The sequence below is a fragment of the Pseudomonas sp. ES4 genome (assembly GCF_050586665.1).
GTDB classification, from domain to species: Bacteria; Pseudomonadota; Gammaproteobacteria; order Pseudomonadales; family Pseudomonadaceae; genus Aquipseudomonas; species Aquipseudomonas frederiksbergensis.
Window position 1 is genome coordinate 72,758 of the sequence record NZ_JBOBDO010000011.1, and the last position, 19,516, is coordinate 92,273.

The window sequence follows — 19,516 nt, forward strand, 5'->3', positions numbered from 1 at the left end:
TGCCCCACGGTGAAACCCGAAGGGTCTGAAAGCGGCAAACGCCCGGCCTGACAAAAGCCAGACCGGGCGTTGCGTTTAGAGTCCTGACGATGCGCCGTGCATCTGCATGCGGCGGCTCATCGTGGCCCTTGAAGTGCGCGAGTTAGAGGCTGCGAGCAACCTGAACCTTCTCGAAGACTTCGATCTTGTCACCGACTTTGACGTCGTTGTAGCTCTTCACGCCGATACCGCATTCCATGCCGGCACGTACTTCGGAAGCGTCATCCTTGAAGCGGCGCAGGGATTCCAGCTCGCCTTCGAAGATAACGATGTCTTCACGCAGTACACGGATTGGACGGTTACGGTGAACAACACCTTCGATAACCATGCAACCGGCGATCGCGCCAAACTTCGGCGAACGGAACACGTCACGCACTTCAGCGGTACCCAGGATGTTCTCGCGAACATCGCTGCCCAGCATACCGGTGAGGGCTTTCTTGACGTCTTCGATGATGTCGTAGATCACGTTGTAGTAACGCATATCCAGACCTTCCTGCTCGACGATCTTGCGAGCGCCAGCATCGGCACGCACGTTGAAGCCGAACAGTACAGCGTTGGAGGCCAGTGCCAGGTTGGCGTCGGATTCGGTGATACCACCGACACCGCCACCGACAACACGCACTTGCACTTCGTCGTTACCCAGGCCGTTCAAGGCACCGTTCAACGCTTCCAGCGAACCACGGACGTCGGATTTGAGGACGATGTTGAGCGTCTTCTTCTCTTCCTGACCCATGTTCTCGAAGATGTTTTCAAGCTTGCCAGCGTGAGCACGGGCCAGTTTGACTTCGCGGAACTTGCCTTGACGGAACAGAGCCACTTCACGGGCTTTCTTCTCGTCAGCAACTACGCTCATCTCGTCGCCAGCGTCCGGGGTACCGTCCAGGCCGAGAATCTCGACAGGGATGGAAGGACCGGCTTCCTTGATTGGCTTGCCGTTCTCGTCGAGCATGGCGCGAACGCGGCCATAGTTCGAACCGACCAGCACCATGTCGCCTTGGCGCAGGGTACCGTCTTGAACCAGAACGGTAGCAACCGGGCCACGACCTTTGTCGAGACGCGATTCAACCACGACGCCACGGCCAGGAGCCGAAGGAGTCGCTTTCAGTTCCAGAACTTCAGCTTGCAGCAGAACAGCTTCGAGCAACTCGTCCACGCCGGTACCGACTTTCGCCGAAACCGATACGAACGGGGTGTCGCCGCCCCACTCTTCCGAAGTCACGCCGTGAACCGACAGTTCGCTACGGATGCGATCGAGATCAGCGCCCGGCTTGTCGATTTTGTTCACCGCAACAACCAGTGGAACACCAGCGGCCTTGGCGTGCTGAACGGCTTCAACGGTCTGCGGCATTACGCCGTCGTCCGCTGCAACCACCAGGATCACGATGTCGGTCGCCTTGGCACCACGGGCACGCATGGCGGTAAACGCGGCGTGACCAGGGGTGTCGAGGAAGGTGACCATGCCGCGTTCGGTTTCAACGTGGTACGCACCGATGTGCTGGGTGATACCACCGGCTTCGCCAGCAGCTACCTTGGCACGACGGATATAGTCGAGCAGCGAGGTCTTACCGTGGTCGACGTGGCCCATTACGGTCACAACCGGTGCACGGGAGAACGCTTCACCTTCAAACTTCAGGGACTCGGCCAGGGAATCTTCCAGGGCGGTGTCGCTGACCAGGGTCACTTTGTGGCCCAGCTCTTCGGCAACCAGTTGGGCAGTTTCCTGATCCAGTACCTGGTTGATGGTCGCTGGAGTACCCAGTTTGAACATGAACTTGATGATTTCAGCAGCCTTGACCGACATCTGCTGGGCAAGATCGCCAACAGTGATGGTCTCGCCGATCTTCACTTCGCGCACTACAGGGCCGGTTGGGCTCTGGAAACCGTGAGCGTTGCGTTTCTTCAGCTTGGCCTTGCCGCGACCACCACGACGGAAGCCATCGCTTTCTTCGTCGGTAGTACGTGGAGCAACGCGTGGAGCAGGCGCTTTCTCTTTGACCGAAGCACGATGCGGAGCGTTTTTGCGCTCACCATCGCCACTGCCACGACGACTGTTATCGTCGGCACGTGGTTTGTCCGGACGGCGCTGTTCGTTCTGCTTGTTACGAACGTCGGCAGACGGTGCTGGTGCAGCCGCCACAACCGGCGCGCTTTCACGTACTGGCTCGGCAACTGCAGCAGGCGCTGCAACGGCGTCGTTAGTAGCGGATTGCGCAGCAGCAGGCTGGCGACGTGCTTCTTCTTCGGCGCGACGCTTGGCTTCTTCTTCAGCCTTCTGACGTGCAGCATTTTCTACTGCGCGACGTTCTTCCAGTTCGCGTTTGCGCTCGGCTTCGATTTCTTCCGGGCTGCGCTGTACGAAAACTTTCTTTTTACGTACTTCAACACTGATGCTTTTGCTGCCAGCAACACGCAATGTGCTGGTGGTTTTACGCTGCAGTGTGATCTTGCGTGGTTCTTCCACTTTCGCCTTGTGGCTGCTTTTCAAGTGAGTCAGCAAAGATTGCTTCTCACTGTCAGTCACATGTTCTTCGGCGGCGGTGTGCGGCAGACCTGCCTCACGCATCTGCTGCAACAGGCGCTCTACCGGTGTTTTGACCTCATCGGCCAGTTGTTTCACCGTGACTTGCGTCATGCACTTCTCTCCTCAGGCCGCGCCTAATTACTCGAACCAGTGGGCTCGGGCGGCCATGATCAACTTGCCGGCACGATCATCGTCAATGCCGTCGATGTCGAGCAGGTCGTCAATAGACTGCTCGGCCAGGTCTTCGCGGGTAATTACGCCGCGCACCGCCAGTTCCATCGCCAAATCCTTGTCCATACCCTCAAGCGAGAGCAGGTCTTCGGCCGGATGGGCGTCTGCCAGCTTTTCCTCAGTAGCGATGGCTTTGGTCAACAAACGATCCTTGGCGCGAGCGCGAAGCTCGTTGACGGTTTCTTCGTCAAAGCCGTCGATGTTGAGCATTTCTTCCAACGGTACGTAGGCAATCTCTTCCAGGCTGGTGAAACCTTCATCTACCAGCACCTGTGCCAGGTCTTCGTCGACTTCCAGCTCGTCGATGAAGTTGCGCAGGATGTCGCCGGTTTCTGCTTGCTGCTTAGCCTGGATGTCCGATTCGGTCATCACGTTCAGGGTCCAGCCAGTCAACTGGCTAGCCAGACGCACGTTCTGACCACCTCGACCAATGGCCTGAGCCAGATTGTCTGCGCCAACGGCGATGTCCATTGCATGGGCATCTTCGTCAACGATAATTGCCGCCACTTCAGCCGGCGACATTGCATTGATTACAAACTGAGCCGGGTTGTCGTCCCACAGGACGATGTCCACACGCTCACCGCCCAACTCACCCGACACTGCCTGGACGCGCGAACCGCGCATACCGATGCAAGCGCCTTGCGGGTCGATGCGTTTGTCCTTGGAACGGACCGCGATCTTGGCGCGCGAACCCGGGTCACGGGATGCTGCCATTACTTCGATCAGGCCTTCAGCGATTTCCGGCACTTCGATGCGAAACAACTCGATCAGCATTTCCGGCGCGGTACGCGACAGGATCAGCTGCGGGCCGCGGTTCTCGGTGCGGATTTCCTTGAGCAGCGCACGCAGGCGCACGCCAACCCGGAAGGTTTCGCGAGAAATGATGTCTTCACGAGCCAGCAACGCTTCGGCGTTGTTACCCAGGTCGACGATCACGTTGTCGCGGGTCACTTTCTTCACGGTGCCGGAGATGATCTCCCCCAGGCGCTCGCGATAGGCATCAACGACTTGAGCGCGCTCGGCTTCGCGAACTTTCTGCACGATGACTTGCTTGGCAGTCTGCGCAGCGATGCGACCGAACTCAATGGACTCGATCTTTTCTTCGACTACATCACCAACCTGAGCACCAGGATGCGTTTCGGCAACCTTGCTCGGCCAGGTTTCGATGGCCGGATCGTCCAGGTCTGCTTCCTCGACGACCGTCCAGCGACGGAATGTCTCGTAAGCACCGGTGTGGCGATTGATTTCCACACGCAGATCGACTTCGTCCTCGAAACGTTTTTTGGTAGCAGTGGCCAGAGCCAGCTCCAACGCTTCAAAAATTACGTTTGCCGGTACGCCCTTTTCATTGGATACCGACTCAACAACCAGCAGTACTTCTTTGCTCATCGTACGCCTCGCCTTTCGCAAGCCATTGGATCCGCGGGATCCGCGTCTCAGTCAAAACTGGGAATAATGTTGGCCTTGTCGATCATATCGATCGGCAACAGGAACTCATGGTCTTCTACCTGCACCACGACGTCCTGCTCTTCTACACCGCGCAGAAGGCCCTGAAAGTTGCGTCGGCCTTCAAAAGGCGAGCGCAGCTTGATCTTCACTTGTTCACCGGCAAATTTTGCAAACTGCTCAATAGTGAACAGCGGGCGTTCCATGCCAGGCGAGGAAACTTCAAGGGTGTATTCAACGGCGATTGGATCTTCAACATCCAGAACACCACTGATCTGACGGCTGACAATGGCACAATCGTCCACCAGCACACCGCCCTCTTTATCGATATAAACGCGCAACATTGAGTGGCGACCTTGAGCCGAAAACTCAATACCCCAGCATTCATAGCCTAGGGCCACGACCACCGGGGCCAGCAAGGCCTGCAACTCTTCTAGCTTGCTCGACACCTGAACCCCCTCGTGCATGTATGTGCATGCTGTGCAAAATAAAAAAATGGGCGAAACGCCCATCCTTGAAACGCCGTCGAACAGCGGCGTTGAAAGTGTCCAGCTAACAAAAAGCCCCTTAAAAGGGGCTCCTTAAACTGGTTGCGGGGGCCGGATTTGAACCGACGACCTTCGGGTTATGAGCCCGACGAGCTACCAGACTGCTCCACCCCGCGACAAAGCTGGGGCGGAAGTATACGACCGATCCCTGACAGGGTCAATGTAACCTTCCACCTACAAGAAAGCCCGCTACTGCGGGCTCTCCTGATAATTGGTACCGAGAAGGGGACTCGAACCCCTACACCCTATGGGCACAACCACCTCAAGGTTGCGTGTCTACCAATTCCACCACCTCGGCAATACTACGTTTGAAACTCTTCTTACTTTTGCTCTTGAGCTGGAGGCACGTCAGTCGCTGGAGTAGCCGACTTTTGCTCTTGAAGCACCGGTACATCATCAGAAGCCGGTTGTTGCTTTGGAACTTCCAACACTGCTGGATTTGGCAAACCTACTTGAGTCAGCTCATGAGCCTTCTCTTTAGCAAAGTAACCTAACCCTAAGCTGGTTATGAAGAAACCGGCGGCAAGTATAGCAGTAAACTTACTAAGAAAGGTAGAGGAACCTTGGCTTCCGAACACAGTATTTGAAGCACCTGCTCCGAAAGACGCGCCAGCATCCGCACCTTTACCCTGCTGAAGCAATACCAGAGCAACTACGCCCAACGCACCCAGCAGATGAAAAACGACTACGACTGTTTCCAGCATTTTTTCAGTTTCCCGCGGCGCGACAAATCGCACCGAACTCATCTGCATTCAGGGAAGCCCCACCAATGAGCCCCCCATCGATATCCGGCATGCCGAACAGTTCGACCGCATTGGCCGCCTTCACGCTGCCGCCGTATAGAAGCCGCACACCTTGTGCGACCTCAGAATTCTCTGCCGCCAACTGAGCGCGAATGGCTGCATGCACATCCTGCGCTTGTTGCGGCGAAGCAGTCAGTCCGGTGCCAATGGCCCAGACCGGCTCGTAAGCGATTACTGCCTTTGCAAAAGCACCAACACCGAGCTCCTCAATGATACTGCCTAGCTGACGCCCGACAACCTCAAGAGTTTTTCCAGCTTCGCGCTCTTCAAGGGTTTCCCCTACGCACAACACTGGAATCAAGCCACATGCCTGTGCCGCTGCGAACTTGCGAATCAGCATTCCGTCCTGCTCGCCCATTATCTGGCGGCGCTCGGAGTGCCCGACAAGCACCAGGGAACAACCTGCATCCACCAACTGACTCGGCGAAATCTCACCAGTCAATGCACCTTGCATGGATTCCACCGCAGAATTCTGCGCGCCGACCGAAATCGACTTTCCTTCCAGGCCATCAATCACTTGATTGATATGCAAGAAAGGCGGGAATACCGCAACATCAACATCGCTCGGCAAGGCCAGATGACGAAGGCCATTGATCAGCTCAGCGACGCTGGCGCGGGTACCGTGCATCTTCCAGTTACCAGCTACCATAGGGCGACGCATGCTGTACCTCGTCGGTCAAAGTGGGCGCAGATGTTACCCAACACAATCATGGCTGGCAAGCCGAAATCAGGCAGAAACTTCAGTAACCAGTTTTGCCAGCTCTTCGGCATAGCCGCGAACCTGTTTTTCGTCCTCGCCTTCGACCATGACCCGCACCAGCGGTTCCGTCCCGGACTTGCGCAGCAGCACGCGCCCACGACCAGCCATGGCCTGGGTAACGCGCTCGCTTGCCTCTGTGACGAACGGGTGATCAAGAGGGCTCGCACCGCCGCCGAATCGAACATTGATCAGCACCTGAGGACACTTGCGCAGCGCCTGACGCGATTGCGCAAGCCCCTCGGAGCGAGTCTTCAGCGCCATCAATACCTGCAATGCAGCAATGATCGCGTCACCGGTGGTGGTGTGGTTGAAGCAGACAATGTGCCCCGAGTTTTCACCACCCACCAGCCAATTGCGCTCCAGCAACTCGGAGATTACGTACCGGTCGCCAACATTGGCCCGCACAAAAGGAATTGCCAGATCCGCCAGGGCCAATTCCAACCCCAGGTTACTCATCAGCGTACCGACCACGCCGCCCTGCAACTTGCCCTGCACATGCAGGTCGCGAGCAATGATGAACAGCAACTCATCACCGTCGACGACAGCACCGGTATGGTCAACCATCTGAACGCGGTCGCCATCACCGTCAAAGGCGATACCCAAATCAGCATGCTCGGCCAAGACGGCAGCTTGCAGCGGCTCCATATGGGTCGAACCGCAGTTTTCGTTGATGTTCAGGCCATTAGGATGAGCAGAAAGTACAACGACTTCGGCTCCCAGCTCACGGAATACACTCGGAGCCACCTTGTAGGTCGCGCCGTGAGCGCAGTCGATCACGATCTTCAAGCCCGCGAAACTGGTGCCTGTAGGGACGCTACTTTTGCAGAATTCGATATAGCGACCTGAAGCATCGTTGATGCGCGATACCTTGCCGATCTTGCTCGACTCGACCACGGTCATCGGCGTGTCGAGCAACTCTTCGATCATATGTTCGACTTCATCAGGAAGCTTGGTGCCTTTCCCGGAGAAAAACTTGATGCCATTGTCATCGTGAGGGTTGTGCGAGGCACTGATGACGATACCCGCTTCGGCCTGGAAGGTACGCGTCAAGTAGGCGATGGCCGGTGTAGGCATCGGCCCCAAGAGCATGACATCGGCACCCGCTGAAGTAAGTCCGGCCTCGAGCGCAGACTCGAACATATATCCGGAAATCCGGGTGTCCTTGCCCACCAACACCTTACAGGCGCCCATTTTGCGGAACGCCATGCCCGCAGCCCAGCCGAGCTTGAGCATGAAGTCAGGAGTAATCGGATACTCGCCCACCCGACCACGAATGCCGTCGGTACCAAAGTATTTCTTAGTCATAAGTACTCCATCATTCTTATTCGGCTGATTCTACTGCAGCGATCATTTGCACCACATCGACAGTTTCGGCCACATCATGGACGCGCAATATACGCGCCCCCTTAACCGAAGCCAGCGCTGCCAGCGCCAGACCGCCATATAGACGCTCGCCAATCGGGCGATTCAAAGCCTGACCGATCATGCTCTTTCGCGAAACCCCGACCAACAGGGGCCGCCCCAATGCATGCAAGGCTTCCATATGTTTGAACAAGCTTAAATTGTGTTGCAAGGTTTTTGCGAAGCCAAAGCCCGGATCAAGGATGATCCGGTCCGCTGTAATTCCTACCGACGCACACTGGGCCATGCGCTCGGCGAGAAACTCGCCCACCTCTTTCGTGACATCCCGATACTGCGGATTATCCTGCATGTCGCCCGGCTCACCAAGCATATGCATCAGACAGACTGGCAGGCCAGTGGCCGCAGCCGCATCCAGAGCGCCATCGCGCCGCAGAGAACGCACGTCATTGATCAACCCTGCGCCAAGTCGTGCAGCTTCGCGCATCACAGCTGGCGTCGAAGTGTCGACCGAGATAATGACATCCAGCTCCCGGTGAATTCGCTCGACGACCGGAGCTACGCGCTCAAGCTCTTCCAGCGGTGAAACCACCCTGGCACCTGGCCGGGTCGATTCGCCACCAACATCAATCAACGTCGCGCCAGCCGCCACCATAGCCTCGGCATGACGCAAGGCCGCATCGAGCTGGCTATATTGGCCGCCATCAGAGAAGGAATCGGGAGTGACATTGAGAATACCCATGACATGCGTCAGGGCTAAATCAAGAACCCGATTGCCGCAAGGCAACCGGGTCGAGGACTGAACAGAAGTCATTTCAAACCTTAAACGTCAGCAGCCGGACCGCCGATCGGTGTTTCCGGACGCGGATCCTGTGCCACCGGAGGCGTTCCGGAGCTACCGGCGCCGCCGCCTGACCAGTCGCGAGGCTCACGAGGCGTACGACCCGCCATGATGTCGTCGATCTGATCAGCGTCGATCGTTTCGTACTTCATCAAGGCATCAGCCATGGCATCGAGCTTGTCACGGTTATCGGTGAGGATCTGCTTGGCCGTGCCGTAGCACTGATCAATGATGCTGCGTACTTCGGAGTCGATCAACTTGGCTGTCTCACCGGAGAAGCTTGCACCCTGACCGCCACCGCCGCGACCGAGAAAAACCTCGCCCTCTTCTTCTGCGTACATCAACGGGCCGAGTTTTTCCGACAAGCCCCACTTGGTGACCATGTTCCGTGCAATCTGGCTGGCACGCATGATGTCGTTGGACGCACCGGTGGTGACGCCGTCGAAGCCCAAGGTCATTTCTTCAGCAATACGGCCGCCGTACAACGAGCAGATCTGACTGATCAATGCACGCTTGGACAGGCTGTAGCGATCTTCTTCCGGCAGGAACATGGTCACACCCAGCGCACGTCCGCGCGGGATGATCGACACCTTGTAGACCGGATCATGCTCAGGCACGACACGACCAACAATTGCGTGGCCAGCCTCGTGGTAAGCGGTGTTCTGCTTCTCTTTCTCGGACATAACCATGGATTTGCGCTCGGCGCCCATCATGATCTTGTCCTTGGCCAATTCGAACTCTTTCATTTCGACGATGCGCTTGCCAGCCCGGGCCGCGAACAACGACGCCTCGTTCACCAGGTTAGCCAGGTCAGCACCAGAGAAACCTGGGGTACCACGAGCGATCACAGCCGGAGCGACGTCGTCACCCATTGGCACTTTGCGCATGTGAACCTTGAGAATCTGCTCGCGACCACGGATATCCGGCAGACCGACGACGACCTGACGGTCGAAACGGCCCGGACGCAGCAGCGCAGGGTCCAGTACGTCCGGACGGTTGGTTGCAGCGATGACGATAATGCCGTCATTCATTTCAAAGCCGTCCATCTCTACCAGCAACTGGTTGAGAGTCTGCTCGCGCTCGTCGTGACCGCCACCCATGCCGGCGCCACGGTGGCGACCGACGGCGTCGATTTCATCGATGAAGATGATGCATGGCGCGTGTTTCTTGGCCTGTTCAAACATGTCTCGAACACGGCTCGCGCCGACACCGACGAACATTTCAACGAAGTCGGAACCGGAAATGGTGAAGAACGGCACTTTGGCTTCGCCGGCAATCGCCTTGGCGAGCAAGGTTTTACCGGTACCAGGAGGACCCACCATCAGCACACCGCGAGGAATGCGACCGCCCAGACGCTGGAATTTGCCCGGATCACGCAGGAACTCGACCAGCTCACCAACCTCTTCCTTGGCTTCGTCACAACCGGCAACGTCGCCCAAGGTGGTTTTCACCTGATCTTCGGAGAGCAGGCGTGCCTTGCTCTTGCCGAAGCTCATTGGCCCGCCCTTGCCACCGGCGCCGCCCTGCATCTGCCGCATGAAGAACATGAACACGGCGATGATCACCAGGATCGGGAAGCTAGCGACCAGGAGTTGAGTCCAGATGCTTTGCTGTTCAGGCTGCTTGCCTTCGACTACGACATGGTTGTCCACGAGGTCGCCAATCAGACCGTTGTCCTGGATTGCCGGACGAATCGTCTTGAAGCTGTCGCCATCGTTGCGTTTGCCGGTAATCACGTAGCCATCAACCGCTACGCGCTCGACCTTTCCATCCTTGACCTGCTGGATGAAATCGGAATAGTTGAGGGTCTGCGGCTCGTTAGGGCTGGAGAAGTTGTTCATCACTGTCACCAGGACAGCCGCGATGATCAACCACAGGATCAGATTCTTTGCCATATCGTTCAATTAACTACCCTCTGAAGCAAGCTCCGCTAATGGCGCGCGCTTCGCATGATATTCACCGGCCTAACTTACTACATTACCTACGGCTCTGGCAGGCGCCGTCTGTAACCCTTTGTGAAACACTTTCTACACAGTATTCGCTAATGCTCACGGGGCGAAATACGAAAAACCTATCGACCCGCAAAAAAACCTCGATTTACTCACTACGGCCGCGATAGCCCCAAGCCAGCATGTATTGCTCGCGGGAACTGCCACGGGAAGAGTCCGGCTTGATCATCTGAACCTTGTCGAATTTCTGACGAGCGTCCTTCACGTAAGCATCAAACCCTTCGCCCTGAAACACCTTGATCACGAAATTACCACCCGGCTTGAGTATCCGAGCCGCCAGATCAAGAGCCAGCTCACATAGAAACATGGCTTTTGGCATGTCCACCTCAGGCGTACCACTCATATTGGGGGCCATATCGGAAATCACAAGGTCCACCTGCGAATTACCCACGGCTTCAAGGATCTGAGCGAGCACTTCGTCCTGGGTGAAGTCACCCTGGATGAAAGTCACGTCCGGAATGCTGTCCATTTCCAGGATGTCCGAGGCGATCAGACGCCCCTGACCACCGATCAGCCGACTAGTGACCTGCGACCAGCCGCCGGGCGCCGCACCCAGGTCGACAACGCTCATACCCGGACGGATCAGCTTGTATTTCTCCTGGACCTCCAGAAGCTTGTAACTCGCACGCGAGCGGTAACCATCCTTCTGCGCCTGCTTCACATAGGGATCATTGACATGTCTTTGCAGCCACTTAAGGCTTGTCTTGGAACGGGCCACAGGCCACCTCGAAAATAAAACGGGTCGTGATTAATTGGGCGGTCCCGGACTCGCTCGGGTAAACTGGCCGCCGCTTTTTACAAGATCAGACGCAGGGGTCAGATTATGCCGCTCACTCAAGAGCAGAAGAAACAGTACAAATCCATTGGCCACCATCTGAAACCAGTTTTGACTGTGGCTGACAACGGCTTGACTGAAGGTGTGTTAGCCGAACTTGAACGCGCGTTGGCGGATCACGAGCTGATTAAAATCAAGCTCAACATCCTCGATCGCGAGTCGCGCCTGGCGAACATTGCAGAACTGTGCAAGGTCGGCAAAGCGGACCTGGTTCAGGTCATCGGCAAGATGGCACTGATTTACCGCAAGAACTTCAGCGTCAACAAGCAGCTGTCGAACGTTCATCGCTTCAAGTGATGACAAGGGTCAAGGGTGTGCTTCGCGCACCCTGGCACCCCACCCTGGCACCGGCTGCAACACCAGCACCAGTCCGGAAAAACCCAGGACAAGATAGCTGAACACCTGCCAACGCACGGCATCCGGCCAGCCAATACGCACCGCGACATACATCGCACACGCATACAGCGCCATCAGCAGCAGTTGCCCGCGAATATCCCGCCATAGACTGGCAAGGCCCTCGGCCTGAACCAGCACCAAAGCCTGAAAGATCACACACGCTGCGGCGAACCCCACCATCAGCGCATCAAACATGCCTGCAATTTCGTCGATCAGCAGCGGCGCCAGGCCAATTTTGCCCAGCACCGGCAGCAGACCGATATGCAACAGCCACAGACCACCCACCCACAACATCTGAGCGAGCTGCCAAAGCATGGCGCCCGCACGTAGCGGGCGCCTGCGTTTAGATGTGGCGAACTTCGACAATCTCGTACTCGATAACGCCGCCAGGCGTTTTCACGGCAACCACATCACCCTCTTCCTTGGCAATCAAGGCGCGAGCCAGTGGCGAGCCGACCGAAATCTTGCCGAGTTTGAAGTCAGCCTCATCCTCACCCACGATGTGGTAAGTGACGCGCTCGTCAGTCTCGACATTGGCGATTTCAACGGTGGTGCCGAAAATCACTTTCCCGGTGTGAGGAATGGTCGTGACATCAATGATGACCTGATTCTGAATCCGGCCTTCAATGTCACGAATCCGCGCCTCAACCATACCTTGCTGCTCGCGAGCAGCGTGGTATTCGGCGTTTTCTTTCAAGTCACCCAACTCGCGGGCCGTACCGATGTCCTGGCTGAGCTTCGGACGGACGACCTTGGTCAGGTGAGCGTGTTCTTCTTCCAGGGCCTTCGCGCCCTTGACGGTCATTGGATACTTGATCATGCCTTCAATCCTGCGTGTAGATCCTGCAAGCGGCGCACGGTCTTCTCGGGACCGAACTTCAGCGCTTCGCAGATAGCTTCGCCAGCAGCAATAGTTGTGGTGCAGTAAATCTTGTGCTGCAAGGCATTACGACGAATGGAATAGGAGTCAGCGATCGACTGACGGCCTTCGGTGGTGTTGATGATCAGAGTGACTTCGTCGTTCTTGATCATGTCGACCACGTGCGGACGACCCTCGGTCACCTTGTTCACACGACGCACTTTCAGGCCTGCGGCTTCGATCAGCTTGGCAGTACCGGCAGTGGCGACCACTTCGAAACCCAAGTTGATCAGATCACGCGCCACGCCTGCAACCAGTGGCTTGTCGTCATCACGCACGCTGATGAACGCAGTTCCGCCGGTCGGCAGCACTTCGCTGGCACCCATCTGGGCCTTGGCGAACGCTTCGCCGAAGGTGTCGCCCACGCCCATCACTTCACCGGTGGACTTCATCTCTGGGCCCAGGATCGGGTCCACGCCAGGGAATTTGGCGAATGGGAACACCGCCTCTTTCACGCTGTAGAAGTTCGGAATGATTTCTTTGGTGAAGCCGATTTCCTTCAGGGTTTTACCGGCCATCACGCGAGCCGCGATCATTGCCAGGGAAACACCGATGCACTTGGACACGAACGGTACGGTACGGGAGGCGCGCGGGTTGACTTCGATGACGTAGATGTCTTCGCCTTGCAGCGCCAACTGAACGTTCATCAGGCCGACAACACCCAGTTCCAGGGCCATTTTCTTGACCTGTTCGCGCATCTCGTCCTGGATGTGTGCAGGCAGCGAGTACGGCGGCAGGGAGCATGCGGAGTCACCGGAGTGAACGCCAGCCTGCTCGATGTGCTGCATGATCGCGCCGATCACCACGTCGGTGCCGTCGCAGACCGCATCCACGTCCATTTCGATGGCGCAATTGAGGAAGTGGTCGAGCAGCACCGGGCTGTCGTTGGACACTTTCACCGCATCGCGCAGGTAGCGCTTGAGCTCTTCTTCTTCGTAGACGATTTCCATCGCACGGCCGCCCAGTACGTAGGACGGGCGAACCACCAGCGGGTAACCGATCTTGGCAGCGGCACGAATTGCTTCGTCTTCGCTGCGCACGGTGGCGTTTGGCGGCTGACGCAGGTTCAGGCGCTCAACCATTTGCTGGAAGCGCTCACGGTCTTCGGCACGGTCGATAGCATCAGGGCTGGTGCCGATGATCGGTACGCCAGCTTCTTCCAGGGCGCGAGCCAGTTTCAGCGGGGTTTGGCCGCCGTACTGGACGATCACGCCCTTCGGCTTCTCGACGCGGCAGATTTCCAGCACGTCTTCCAGGGTCACTGGCTCGAAGTACAGGCGATCAGAGGTGTCGTAGTCGGTGGAAACGGTTTCCGGGTTGCAGTTGACCATGATGGTCTCGTAACCGTCTTCGCGCAGGGCCAGTGCCGCGTGTACGCAGCAGTAGTCGAACTCGATGCCCTGGCCAATACGGTTTGGACCGCCGCCGAGGATCATGATCTTGTCGCGGCCCGACGGTACAGCTTCGCACTCTTCCTCGTAAGTCGAGTACATGTAGGCGGTGTCGGTGGCGAACTCGGCCGCGCAGGTGTCAACGCGCTTGTAGACCGGGAAGATCTCCAGCTTGTGACGGTGGCGACGCAGCGCCTTCTCGGTCACGCCCAGCAGCTTGGCCAGACGCATGTCGGAGAAGCCTTTGCGCTTTAGGCGGAACATCAAGTCGCGGTCGATGCTGGCCAGACCAAGGGTCTTGACCTTCTCTTCTTCCTTGATCAGATCTTCGATCTGCACCAGGAACCACGGGTCGATCATGTTCATGCCGAAGATGTCTTCGACCGACAGGCCGGCGCGGAAGGCATCAGCCACGTACCAGATACGCTCGGCACCCGGCACGGTCAGTTCGCGCTTGAGGATGCTCATGCTTTCCGGGTTGCTCAGGTCGAGCTTCTCGTCCAGGCCGCAAACGCCCACTTCCAGGCCGCGCAGGGCTTTCTGCAGGGATTCCTGGAAGGTCCGGCCGATGGCCATGACTTCACCGACCGACTTCATTTGAGTGGTCAGGCGTGCGTCGGCTTTCGGGAATTTTTCGAAGGCGAAGCGTGGCAGCTTGGTCACGACGTAGTCGATGGACGGCTCGAAGGATGCAGGAGTAGCGCCGCCGGTGATTTCGTTCTGCAGCTCGTCCAGGGTGTAGCCGATCGCCAGCTTGGCGGCGATGCGCGCAATCGGGAAACCAGTGGCTTTCGAGGCCAGTGCCGAGGAGCGGGATACACGCGGGTTCATCTCGATCACGACCATACGACCAGTGTCCGGGCAGATGCCGAACTGGACGTTGGAGCCGCCGGTTTCCACGCCGATCTCACGCAGTACCGCCAACGAGGCGTTACGCATGATCTGGTATTCCTTGTCCGTCAGGGTCTGTGCCGGAGCAACGGTGATCGAGTCACCGGTGTGCACGCCCATCGGGTCAAAGTTTTCGATCGAGCAAACGATGATGCAGTTGTCCTTCTTATCGCGGACAACCTCCATTTCGTATTCTTTCCAGCCGATCAGGGATTCGTCGATCAGCAGCTCTTTGGTCGGCGACAGATCCAGACCACGGGCGCAGATTTCTTCGAACTCTTCACGGTTGTAAGCGATACCGCCACCGGTGCCGCCCATGGTGAAGGACGGACGGATGATGCACGGGAAGCCGAGCTTCTCGAGGACCGCGTTGGCCTCTTCCATGCTGTGGGCGATACCCGAACGCGGGCAGTCCAGGCCGATGGATTTCATCGCCTTGTCGAAGCGCGAACGGTCTTCGGCCTTGTCGATGGTGTCAGCGTTTGCGCCGATCATCTCTACGCCGAACTTCTCCAGAACGCCTTCGCGCTCCAGATCCAGTGCGCAGTTCAGAGCGGTCTGGCCACCCATGGTTGGCAGCAGCGCGTCCGGACGCTCTTTCTCGATGATCTTGGCAACGGTCTGCCACTTGATCGGCTCGATGTAGGTCGCGTCGGCCATGTCCGGGTCGGTCATGATGGTCGCTGGGTTGGAGTTCACCAGGATGACGCGGTAACCCTCCTCGCGCAGGGCTTTACAGGCCTGGGCGCCGGAGTAGTCGAATTCGCAGGCCTGGCCGATCACGATCGGGCCAGCGCCGAGAATCAGGATGCTTTTAATGTCTGTACGTTTTGGCATGGGTTTGTCACTCAAATCCGCAGGTCAGTCGGCAAGCCGTCTTGTTCAATCTTTGAAGTCTTGAGGGGGCCACCGGTGTCGGGACCGCCCTCAAGCTTTGCTACATCACGGCAAGCGATTAGCGTCGCTTGGCCATTTCATTGATGAAGCGATCGAACAGGGGTGCTACGTCGTTCGGGCCAGGGCTGGCTTCAGGGTGACCCTGGAAGCTGAAGGCGCTCTTGTCGGTACGCTCGATGCCTTGCAGGGTGCCGTCGAACAGCGATTTGTGGATCGCGCGAACGTTGGCTGGCAAGGTCGTTTCATCTACCGCAAAACCGTGGTTTTGGCTGGTGATCATCACCACACCGGTATCCAGGTCCTGGACCGGGTGGTTGGCACCGTGGTGGCCGTGCCCCATTTTCAGGGTCTTGGCACCGGAGGCCAGGGCCAGCAGTTGGTGACCAAGGCAGATACCGAAGACCGGAATTTCGGTTTCCAGCACATCCTTGATCGCCTGGATCGCGTAGTCGCAAGGTTCCGGGTCACCAGGGCCGTTGGACAGGAACACGCCGTCCGGCTTCAAGGCCAGCGCTTCAGCAGCCGGCGTCTGTGCAGGCACTACGGTCACGCGGCAACCGCGCTCGACCAGCATGCGCAGGATGTTCAGCTTGACGCCGTAGTCGTAGGCCACCACGTGGTACGGCAGCTCGGAGGCTTCGATGGTCGCGTGGCTGTCGGTTTTCAAATCCCAGACAGTCGAGCGCCACTCGTACTTCTCTTTGGTGCTGACGACTTTCGCCAGGTCCATGCCTTTGAGGCCAGGGAAACCCTGGGCGGCGGCGATGGCGGCCTCTTCTGAAATGTTGTCACCGGCCATGATGCAGCCGTTCTGCGCGCCTTTTTCACGCAGGATGCGCGTCAGGCGGCGAGTGTCGATACCGGCGATTGCCACAACGTTGTTGGCTTTCAGGTAGTCAGACAGAGACATCGTGTTACGCCAGTTACTCGCAACCAGTGGCAGGTCACGGATAACCAGGCCCGCGGACCAGACGCGGTCGGACTCGGCGTCTTCCGGCGTGGTGCCGGTGTTGCCGATGTGCGGGTAAGTCAGGGTAACGATCTGTTGGGCGTAGGAAGGATCGGTAAGGATTTCCTGATAGCCGGTCATGGCGGTGTTGAACACCACCTCACCAACGGTTTGACCGTCGGCTCCAATGGCTTCGCCGCGAAAAATGCTGCCATCAGCAAGGGCGAGTATGGCTGGCTTAGTCAAGAAGACCTCCCGTAAATAAAGCCTGAAAGGGCGATCGCAGGTTGTAAAAAAGCGGAGTGACGTATGGACACGTCACCCCGCTTCTTCACCGAATTATTCTGCGCGCTTTTAGTGGACACACTAAAGCTGTAGCTTACAGAAAAAGGCTTTTTTGGTCTACCGCCAATGAGCCTTAAAGGCCGAGGAATGCGACAGGACGTCGCTTGGCGGAGTAAAACCGGGCTCAAACACTCTCTTTGAACCCGATTTCGGGGCGCATCTTAACGCAGATCGAGGACGTCTTGCATGTCATAAAGACCTGGCTCACGACCGTCCAACCACAACGCGGCACGTACCGCGCCCTTGGCGAAGGTCATGCGACTGGACGCTTTATGCGTGATCTCCAGCCTTTCACCCTCACAGGCGAACAGCACCGTATGGTCGCCGACCACATCACCACCGCGAACAGTGGCAAAGCCAATCGTTTCACGTTCGCGAACACCGGTATGACCTTCACGGCCATACACCGCAACCTTCTGCAGATCACGATCCAGGGCACTTGCGATGACTTCACCCATACGCAGAGCAGTACCTGAAGGCGCATCGATCTTGTGCCGATGATGAGCCTCGATGATCTCGATATCCGCGTCATCACCCAGCACACGAGCAGCCATGTCGAGCAGCTTCAGTGACAGGTTTACACCGACACTGAAATTGGCTGCGAACACGATCGGGATATCCTTGCCGGCCTCGGCCAGCAGCTGCTTCTGCGCGACGTCCAGCCCTGTCGTGCCGATCACCATGGCCTTGCCCGCCTTACGGCAGAACGCGAGGTTTTTCAGCATGACTTCCGGAAGGGTGAAGTCGATCAGCACGTCGAACTCATCAGCCACCGCGTCCAGATTGCCGGACAACGGAACACCGATACGCCCCAGCGAGGCCAGTTCACCGGCGTCCACGCCAATCAGCGTACTGCCGGGGCGAACGATGGCTGCCGTCAGCCCGGTCAGCGGCGCGCGTTGCTGCACCGCCTCGACCAGAATCTTGCCCATGCGCCCGGCAGCGCCCATCACAGCTATACGTCGCATGCCGACTCCTTACAAATCGCCGAAGAAGCGCTTCACACCTTCGAACCAACCCGTGGTTTTAGGCGAATGGCTGTTGTTTTCCGCCAGCGAACTGCGGAACTCTTCCAGCAACTCGCGCTGACGACGACCCAGGTTGACCGGGGTTTCGACCGCCACACGACACATCAAGTCACCAGCACCGCCGCCGCGCACTGGCGCAACGCCCTTGCCGCGAACACGGAACTGCTTGCCGGTCTGAGTCCCTTCAGGGATTTTCAGTTTGACTCGACCATCAAGGGTCGGAATCTCCAGCTCACCACCCAGCGCAGCATCGACAAAGCTGATAGGCACTTCGCAGAACAGGTGCTTGCCGTCGCGCTGGAAGATCGCGTGCTCACGCACGTTGATCACCACGTACAGGTCGCCAGTCGGACCACCCTGAGCCCCCGCCTCGCCTTCGCCGGACAGACGAATGCGGTCACCGGTATCGACGCCGGCCGGCACTTTCACCGAGAGGGTTTTGTACTCTTCGACACGACCTTGACCGTCGCACGAGTCGCACGGATCGGAAATGATCTTGCCCTGGCCATGGCAGCGCGGGCATGTCTGCTGCACCGAGAAAAAGCCCTGCTGCATACGGACTTGACCGATACCGCCACAGGTCGGGCAAGTGATCGGCGAGGAGCCTTTCTTGGCACCCGAACCGTCGCACGGCTTGCAGTTGACCAATGTCGGAACACGGATATTCACGGTTGTACCGCGCACCGCTTCTTCCAGATTCAGTTCCAGGGTGTAACGCAGGTCGCTACCGCGCTGAGCGCCGCCACGAGAACCGCCGCGACCGCCACCAAAGAAGTCGCTAAAGACATCACCAAAGATGTCGGAGAAGTTCTGACCGCCAAACCCGGCACCGCCGCCACCCATGCTTGGGTCGACACCGGCATGACCGTACTGGTCGTACGCCGCGCGCTTGCTGGAATCGGACAGGACTTCGTAGGCCTCGTTGGCCTCCTTGAACATATCTTCCGACGCTTTGTCATCAGGATTACGGTCCGGGTGGTGCTTCATCGCCAGGCGACGGTAGGCCTTTTTCAGGTCTGCTTCGCTAGAGCCACGCTCAACACCCAACACTTCGTAATAGTCACGCTTTGCCATAAGTCTTTGCACTCTTAAGGACGTTCGGCAAACCCCTCCTGAGCCTTGCCAAACTCGTTGAGCCCCAATACAGGCCCGGACCCAACTCACGTCAATTCAACGATCCTGGTCTTTGATTCATTGCGGTACTTTCGGCTCGAAAAGCAGGAGCATTTCCGGCCATACCGCCAACACACGAGCCTTGTCGCACGCTGTAAAAATTCGCTAACTCCAGACACGCCAACGCGGGAGCAA

Annotated in this window: 16 protein-coding genes and 2 tRNA genes; 1 reads left to right on the forward strand and 17 read right to left on the reverse strand. The window is 57.7% G+C overall.

Annotated elements, in window-relative coordinates; genetic code table 11:
• Window positions 1-142: 142 nt before the first annotated feature.
• The 11 genes from infB to rlmE form a co-directional block, all read right to left on the reverse strand.
• Entirely contained in the window at window positions 143-2,671 is a 2,529-nt protein-coding gene (gene infB, locus ACQ4OB_RS14500) for a translation initiation factor IF-2 (protein WP_033058116.1), read from the reverse strand.
• 27 nt (window positions 2,672-2,698) lie between these two features.
• Window positions 2,699-4,180 (reverse strand): transcription termination factor NusA, encoded by a 1,482-nt coding sequence (gene nusA, locus ACQ4OB_RS14505; protein WP_008024459.1) that lies wholly within the window; start codon window positions 4,178-4,180, stop codon window positions 2,699-2,701.
• 47 nt (window positions 4,181-4,227) lie between these two features.
• Complete coding sequence (gene rimP, locus ACQ4OB_RS14510; protein ID WP_010463487.1) at window positions 4,228-4,686, reverse strand: ribosome maturation factor RimP; 459 nt, start codon at window positions 4,684-4,686, stop codon at window positions 4,228-4,230.
• Window positions 4,687-4,824: 138 nt separating this feature from the next.
• Window positions 4,825-4,901, reverse strand: a tRNA-Met gene (locus ACQ4OB_RS14515).
• Window positions 4,902-4,997: 96 nt separating this feature from the next.
• A tRNA-Leu gene (locus ACQ4OB_RS14520) sits at window positions 4,998-5,083 on the reverse strand.
• Between the two features lie 22 nt (window positions 5,084-5,105).
• Window positions 5,106-5,489: a preprotein translocase subunit SecG gene (secG, locus tag ACQ4OB_RS14525; protein ID WP_030128079.1), complete on the reverse strand. Its 384-nt coding sequence runs from the start codon at window positions 5,487-5,489 to the stop codon at window positions 5,106-5,108.
• A 4-nt stretch (window positions 5,490-5,493) separates the two neighbouring features.
• Window positions 5,494-6,249: a triose-phosphate isomerase gene (tpiA, locus tag ACQ4OB_RS14530; RefSeq protein WP_074873676.1), complete on the reverse strand. Its 756-nt coding sequence runs from the start codon at window positions 6,247-6,249 to the stop codon at window positions 5,494-5,496.
• Window positions 6,250-6,315: 66 nt separating this feature from the next.
• Window positions 6,316-7,653 carry a phosphoglucosamine mutase gene (gene glmM, locus ACQ4OB_RS14535; protein WP_076028694.1) on the reverse strand — a complete coding sequence of 446 codons (1,338 nt, stop codon included), beginning with the start codon at window positions 7,651-7,653 and terminating at the stop codon, window positions 6,316-6,318.
• Window positions 7,654-7,669: 16 nt separating this feature from the next.
• Window positions 7,670-8,521, reverse strand: coding sequence for a dihydropteroate synthase (gene folP, locus ACQ4OB_RS14540; RefSeq protein WP_102616059.1), 852 nt, complete (start codon window positions 8,519-8,521; stop codon window positions 7,670-7,672).
• 8 nt (window positions 8,522-8,529) lie between these two features.
• Window positions 8,530-10,443: an ATP-dependent zinc metalloprotease FtsH gene (ftsH, locus tag ACQ4OB_RS14545; protein WP_076028695.1), complete on the reverse strand. Its 1,914-nt coding sequence runs from the start codon at window positions 10,441-10,443 to the stop codon at window positions 8,530-8,532.
• A 202-nt stretch (window positions 10,444-10,645) separates the two neighbouring features.
• Complete coding sequence (gene rlmE / locus ACQ4OB_RS14550) at window positions 10,646-11,275, reverse strand: 23S rRNA (uridine(2552)-2'-O)-methyltransferase RlmE (protein WP_008005470.1); 630 nt, start codon at window positions 11,273-11,275, stop codon at window positions 10,646-10,648.
• Between the two features lie 105 nt (window positions 11,276-11,380).
• Between rlmE and ACQ4OB_RS14555 the strand changes: the two genes are divergently transcribed.
• Window positions 11,381-11,689: a YhbY family RNA-binding protein gene (locus ACQ4OB_RS14555; RefSeq protein ID WP_008005472.1), complete on the forward strand. Its 309-nt coding sequence runs from the start codon at window positions 11,381-11,383 to the stop codon at window positions 11,687-11,689.
• A gap of 9 nt (window positions 11,690-11,698) precedes the next feature.
• Here ACQ4OB_RS14555 and ACQ4OB_RS14560 read toward each other — a convergent pair whose 3' ends face one another.
• The 6 genes from ACQ4OB_RS14560 to dnaJ form a co-directional block, all read right to left on the reverse strand.
• Window positions 11,699-12,103: an MFS transporter gene (locus tag ACQ4OB_RS14560; protein ID WP_074873667.1), complete on the reverse strand. Its 405-nt coding sequence runs from the start codon at window positions 12,101-12,103 to the stop codon at window positions 11,699-11,701.
• Between the two features lie 28 nt (window positions 12,104-12,131).
• On the reverse strand, window positions 12,132-12,608 hold the full coding sequence (gene greA, locus ACQ4OB_RS14565; RefSeq protein WP_019651075.1) for a transcription elongation factor GreA: 477 nt from the start codon (window positions 12,606-12,608) through the stop codon (window positions 12,132-12,134).
• Window positions 12,605-15,826, reverse strand: coding sequence for a carbamoyl-phosphate synthase large subunit (gene carB / locus ACQ4OB_RS14570; protein WP_430955920.1), 3,222 nt, complete (start codon window positions 15,824-15,826; stop codon window positions 12,605-12,607). Before carB ends, greA begins: the two co-directional genes overlap by 4 nt.
• Before the next feature lie 118 nt (window positions 15,827-15,944).
• The gene (gene carA, locus ACQ4OB_RS14575; protein ID WP_046045784.1) at window positions 15,945-17,081 is read right to left on the reverse strand and encodes a glutamine-hydrolyzing carbamoyl-phosphate synthase small subunit; all 1,137 of its coding nucleotides are present in this window, start codon (window positions 17,079-17,081) and stop codon (window positions 15,945-15,947) included.
• Window positions 17,082-17,341: 260 nt separating this feature from the next.
• A complete protein-coding gene (gene dapB, locus ACQ4OB_RS14580; protein ID WP_074873660.1) occupies window positions 17,342-18,148 on the reverse strand; it encodes a 4-hydroxy-tetrahydrodipicolinate reductase in 807 nt (268 codons plus the stop codon).
• A 9-nt stretch (window positions 18,149-18,157) separates the two neighbouring features.
• Window positions 18,158-19,282, reverse strand: a complete 1,125-nt coding sequence (dnaJ, locus tag ACQ4OB_RS14585) for a molecular chaperone DnaJ (protein WP_074873658.1) — start codon at window positions 19,280-19,282, stop codon at window positions 18,158-18,160.
• Between the last annotated feature and the right edge of the window lie 234 nt (window positions 19,283-19,516).

Bases quoted from the DNA above. Each gene is read 5' to 3' on its own strand.
- glmM (WP_076028694.1), bottom strand. From the start codon at position 7,653: ATGACTAAGAAATACTTTGGTACCGACGGCATTCGTGGTCGGGTGGGC.
- ftsH (WP_076028695.1), bottom strand. From the start codon at position 10,443: ATGGCAAAGAATCTGATCCTGTGGTTGATCATCGCGGCTGTCCTGGTG.
- dnaJ (WP_074873658.1), bottom strand. From the start codon at position 19,282: ATGGCAAAGCGTGACTATTACGAAGTGTTGGGTGTTGAGCGTGGCTCT.
- ACQ4OB_RS14560 (WP_074873667.1), bottom strand. From the start codon at position 12,103: ATGCTTTGGCAGCTCGCTCAGATGTTGTGGGTGGGTGGTCTGTGGCTG.
- secG (WP_030128079.1), bottom strand. From the start codon at position 5,489: ATGCTGGAAACAGTCGTAGTCGTTTTTCATCTGCTGGGTGCGTTGGGC.
- infB (WP_033058116.1), bottom strand. From the start codon at position 2,671: ATGACGCAAGTCACGGTGAAACAACTGGCCGATGAGGTCAAAACACCG.
- tpiA (WP_074873676.1), bottom strand. From the start codon at position 6,249: ATGCGTCGCCCTATGGTAGCTGGTAACTGGAAGATGCACGGTACCCGC.
- folP (WP_102616059.1), bottom strand. From the start codon at position 8,521: ATGACTTCTGTTCAGTCCTCGACCCGGTTGCCTTGCGGCAATCGGGTT.
- dapB (WP_074873660.1), bottom strand. From the start codon at position 18,148: ATGCGACGTATAGCTGTGATGGGCGCTGCCGGGCGCATGGGCAAGATT.
- carB (WP_430955920.1), bottom strand. From the start codon at position 15,826: ATGCCAAAACGTACAGACATTAAAAGCATCCTGATTCTCGGCGCTGGC.
- nusA (WP_008024459.1), bottom strand. From the start codon at position 4,180: ATGAGCAAAGAAGTACTGCTGGTTGTTGAGTCGGTATCCAATGAAAAG.
- greA (WP_019651075.1), bottom strand. From the start codon at position 12,608: ATGATCAAGTATCCAATGACCGTCAAGGGCGCGAAGGCCCTGGAAGAA.
- ACQ4OB_RS14555 (WP_008005472.1), top strand. From the start codon at position 11,381: ATGCCGCTCACTCAAGAGCAGAAGAAACAGTACAAATCCATTGGCCAC.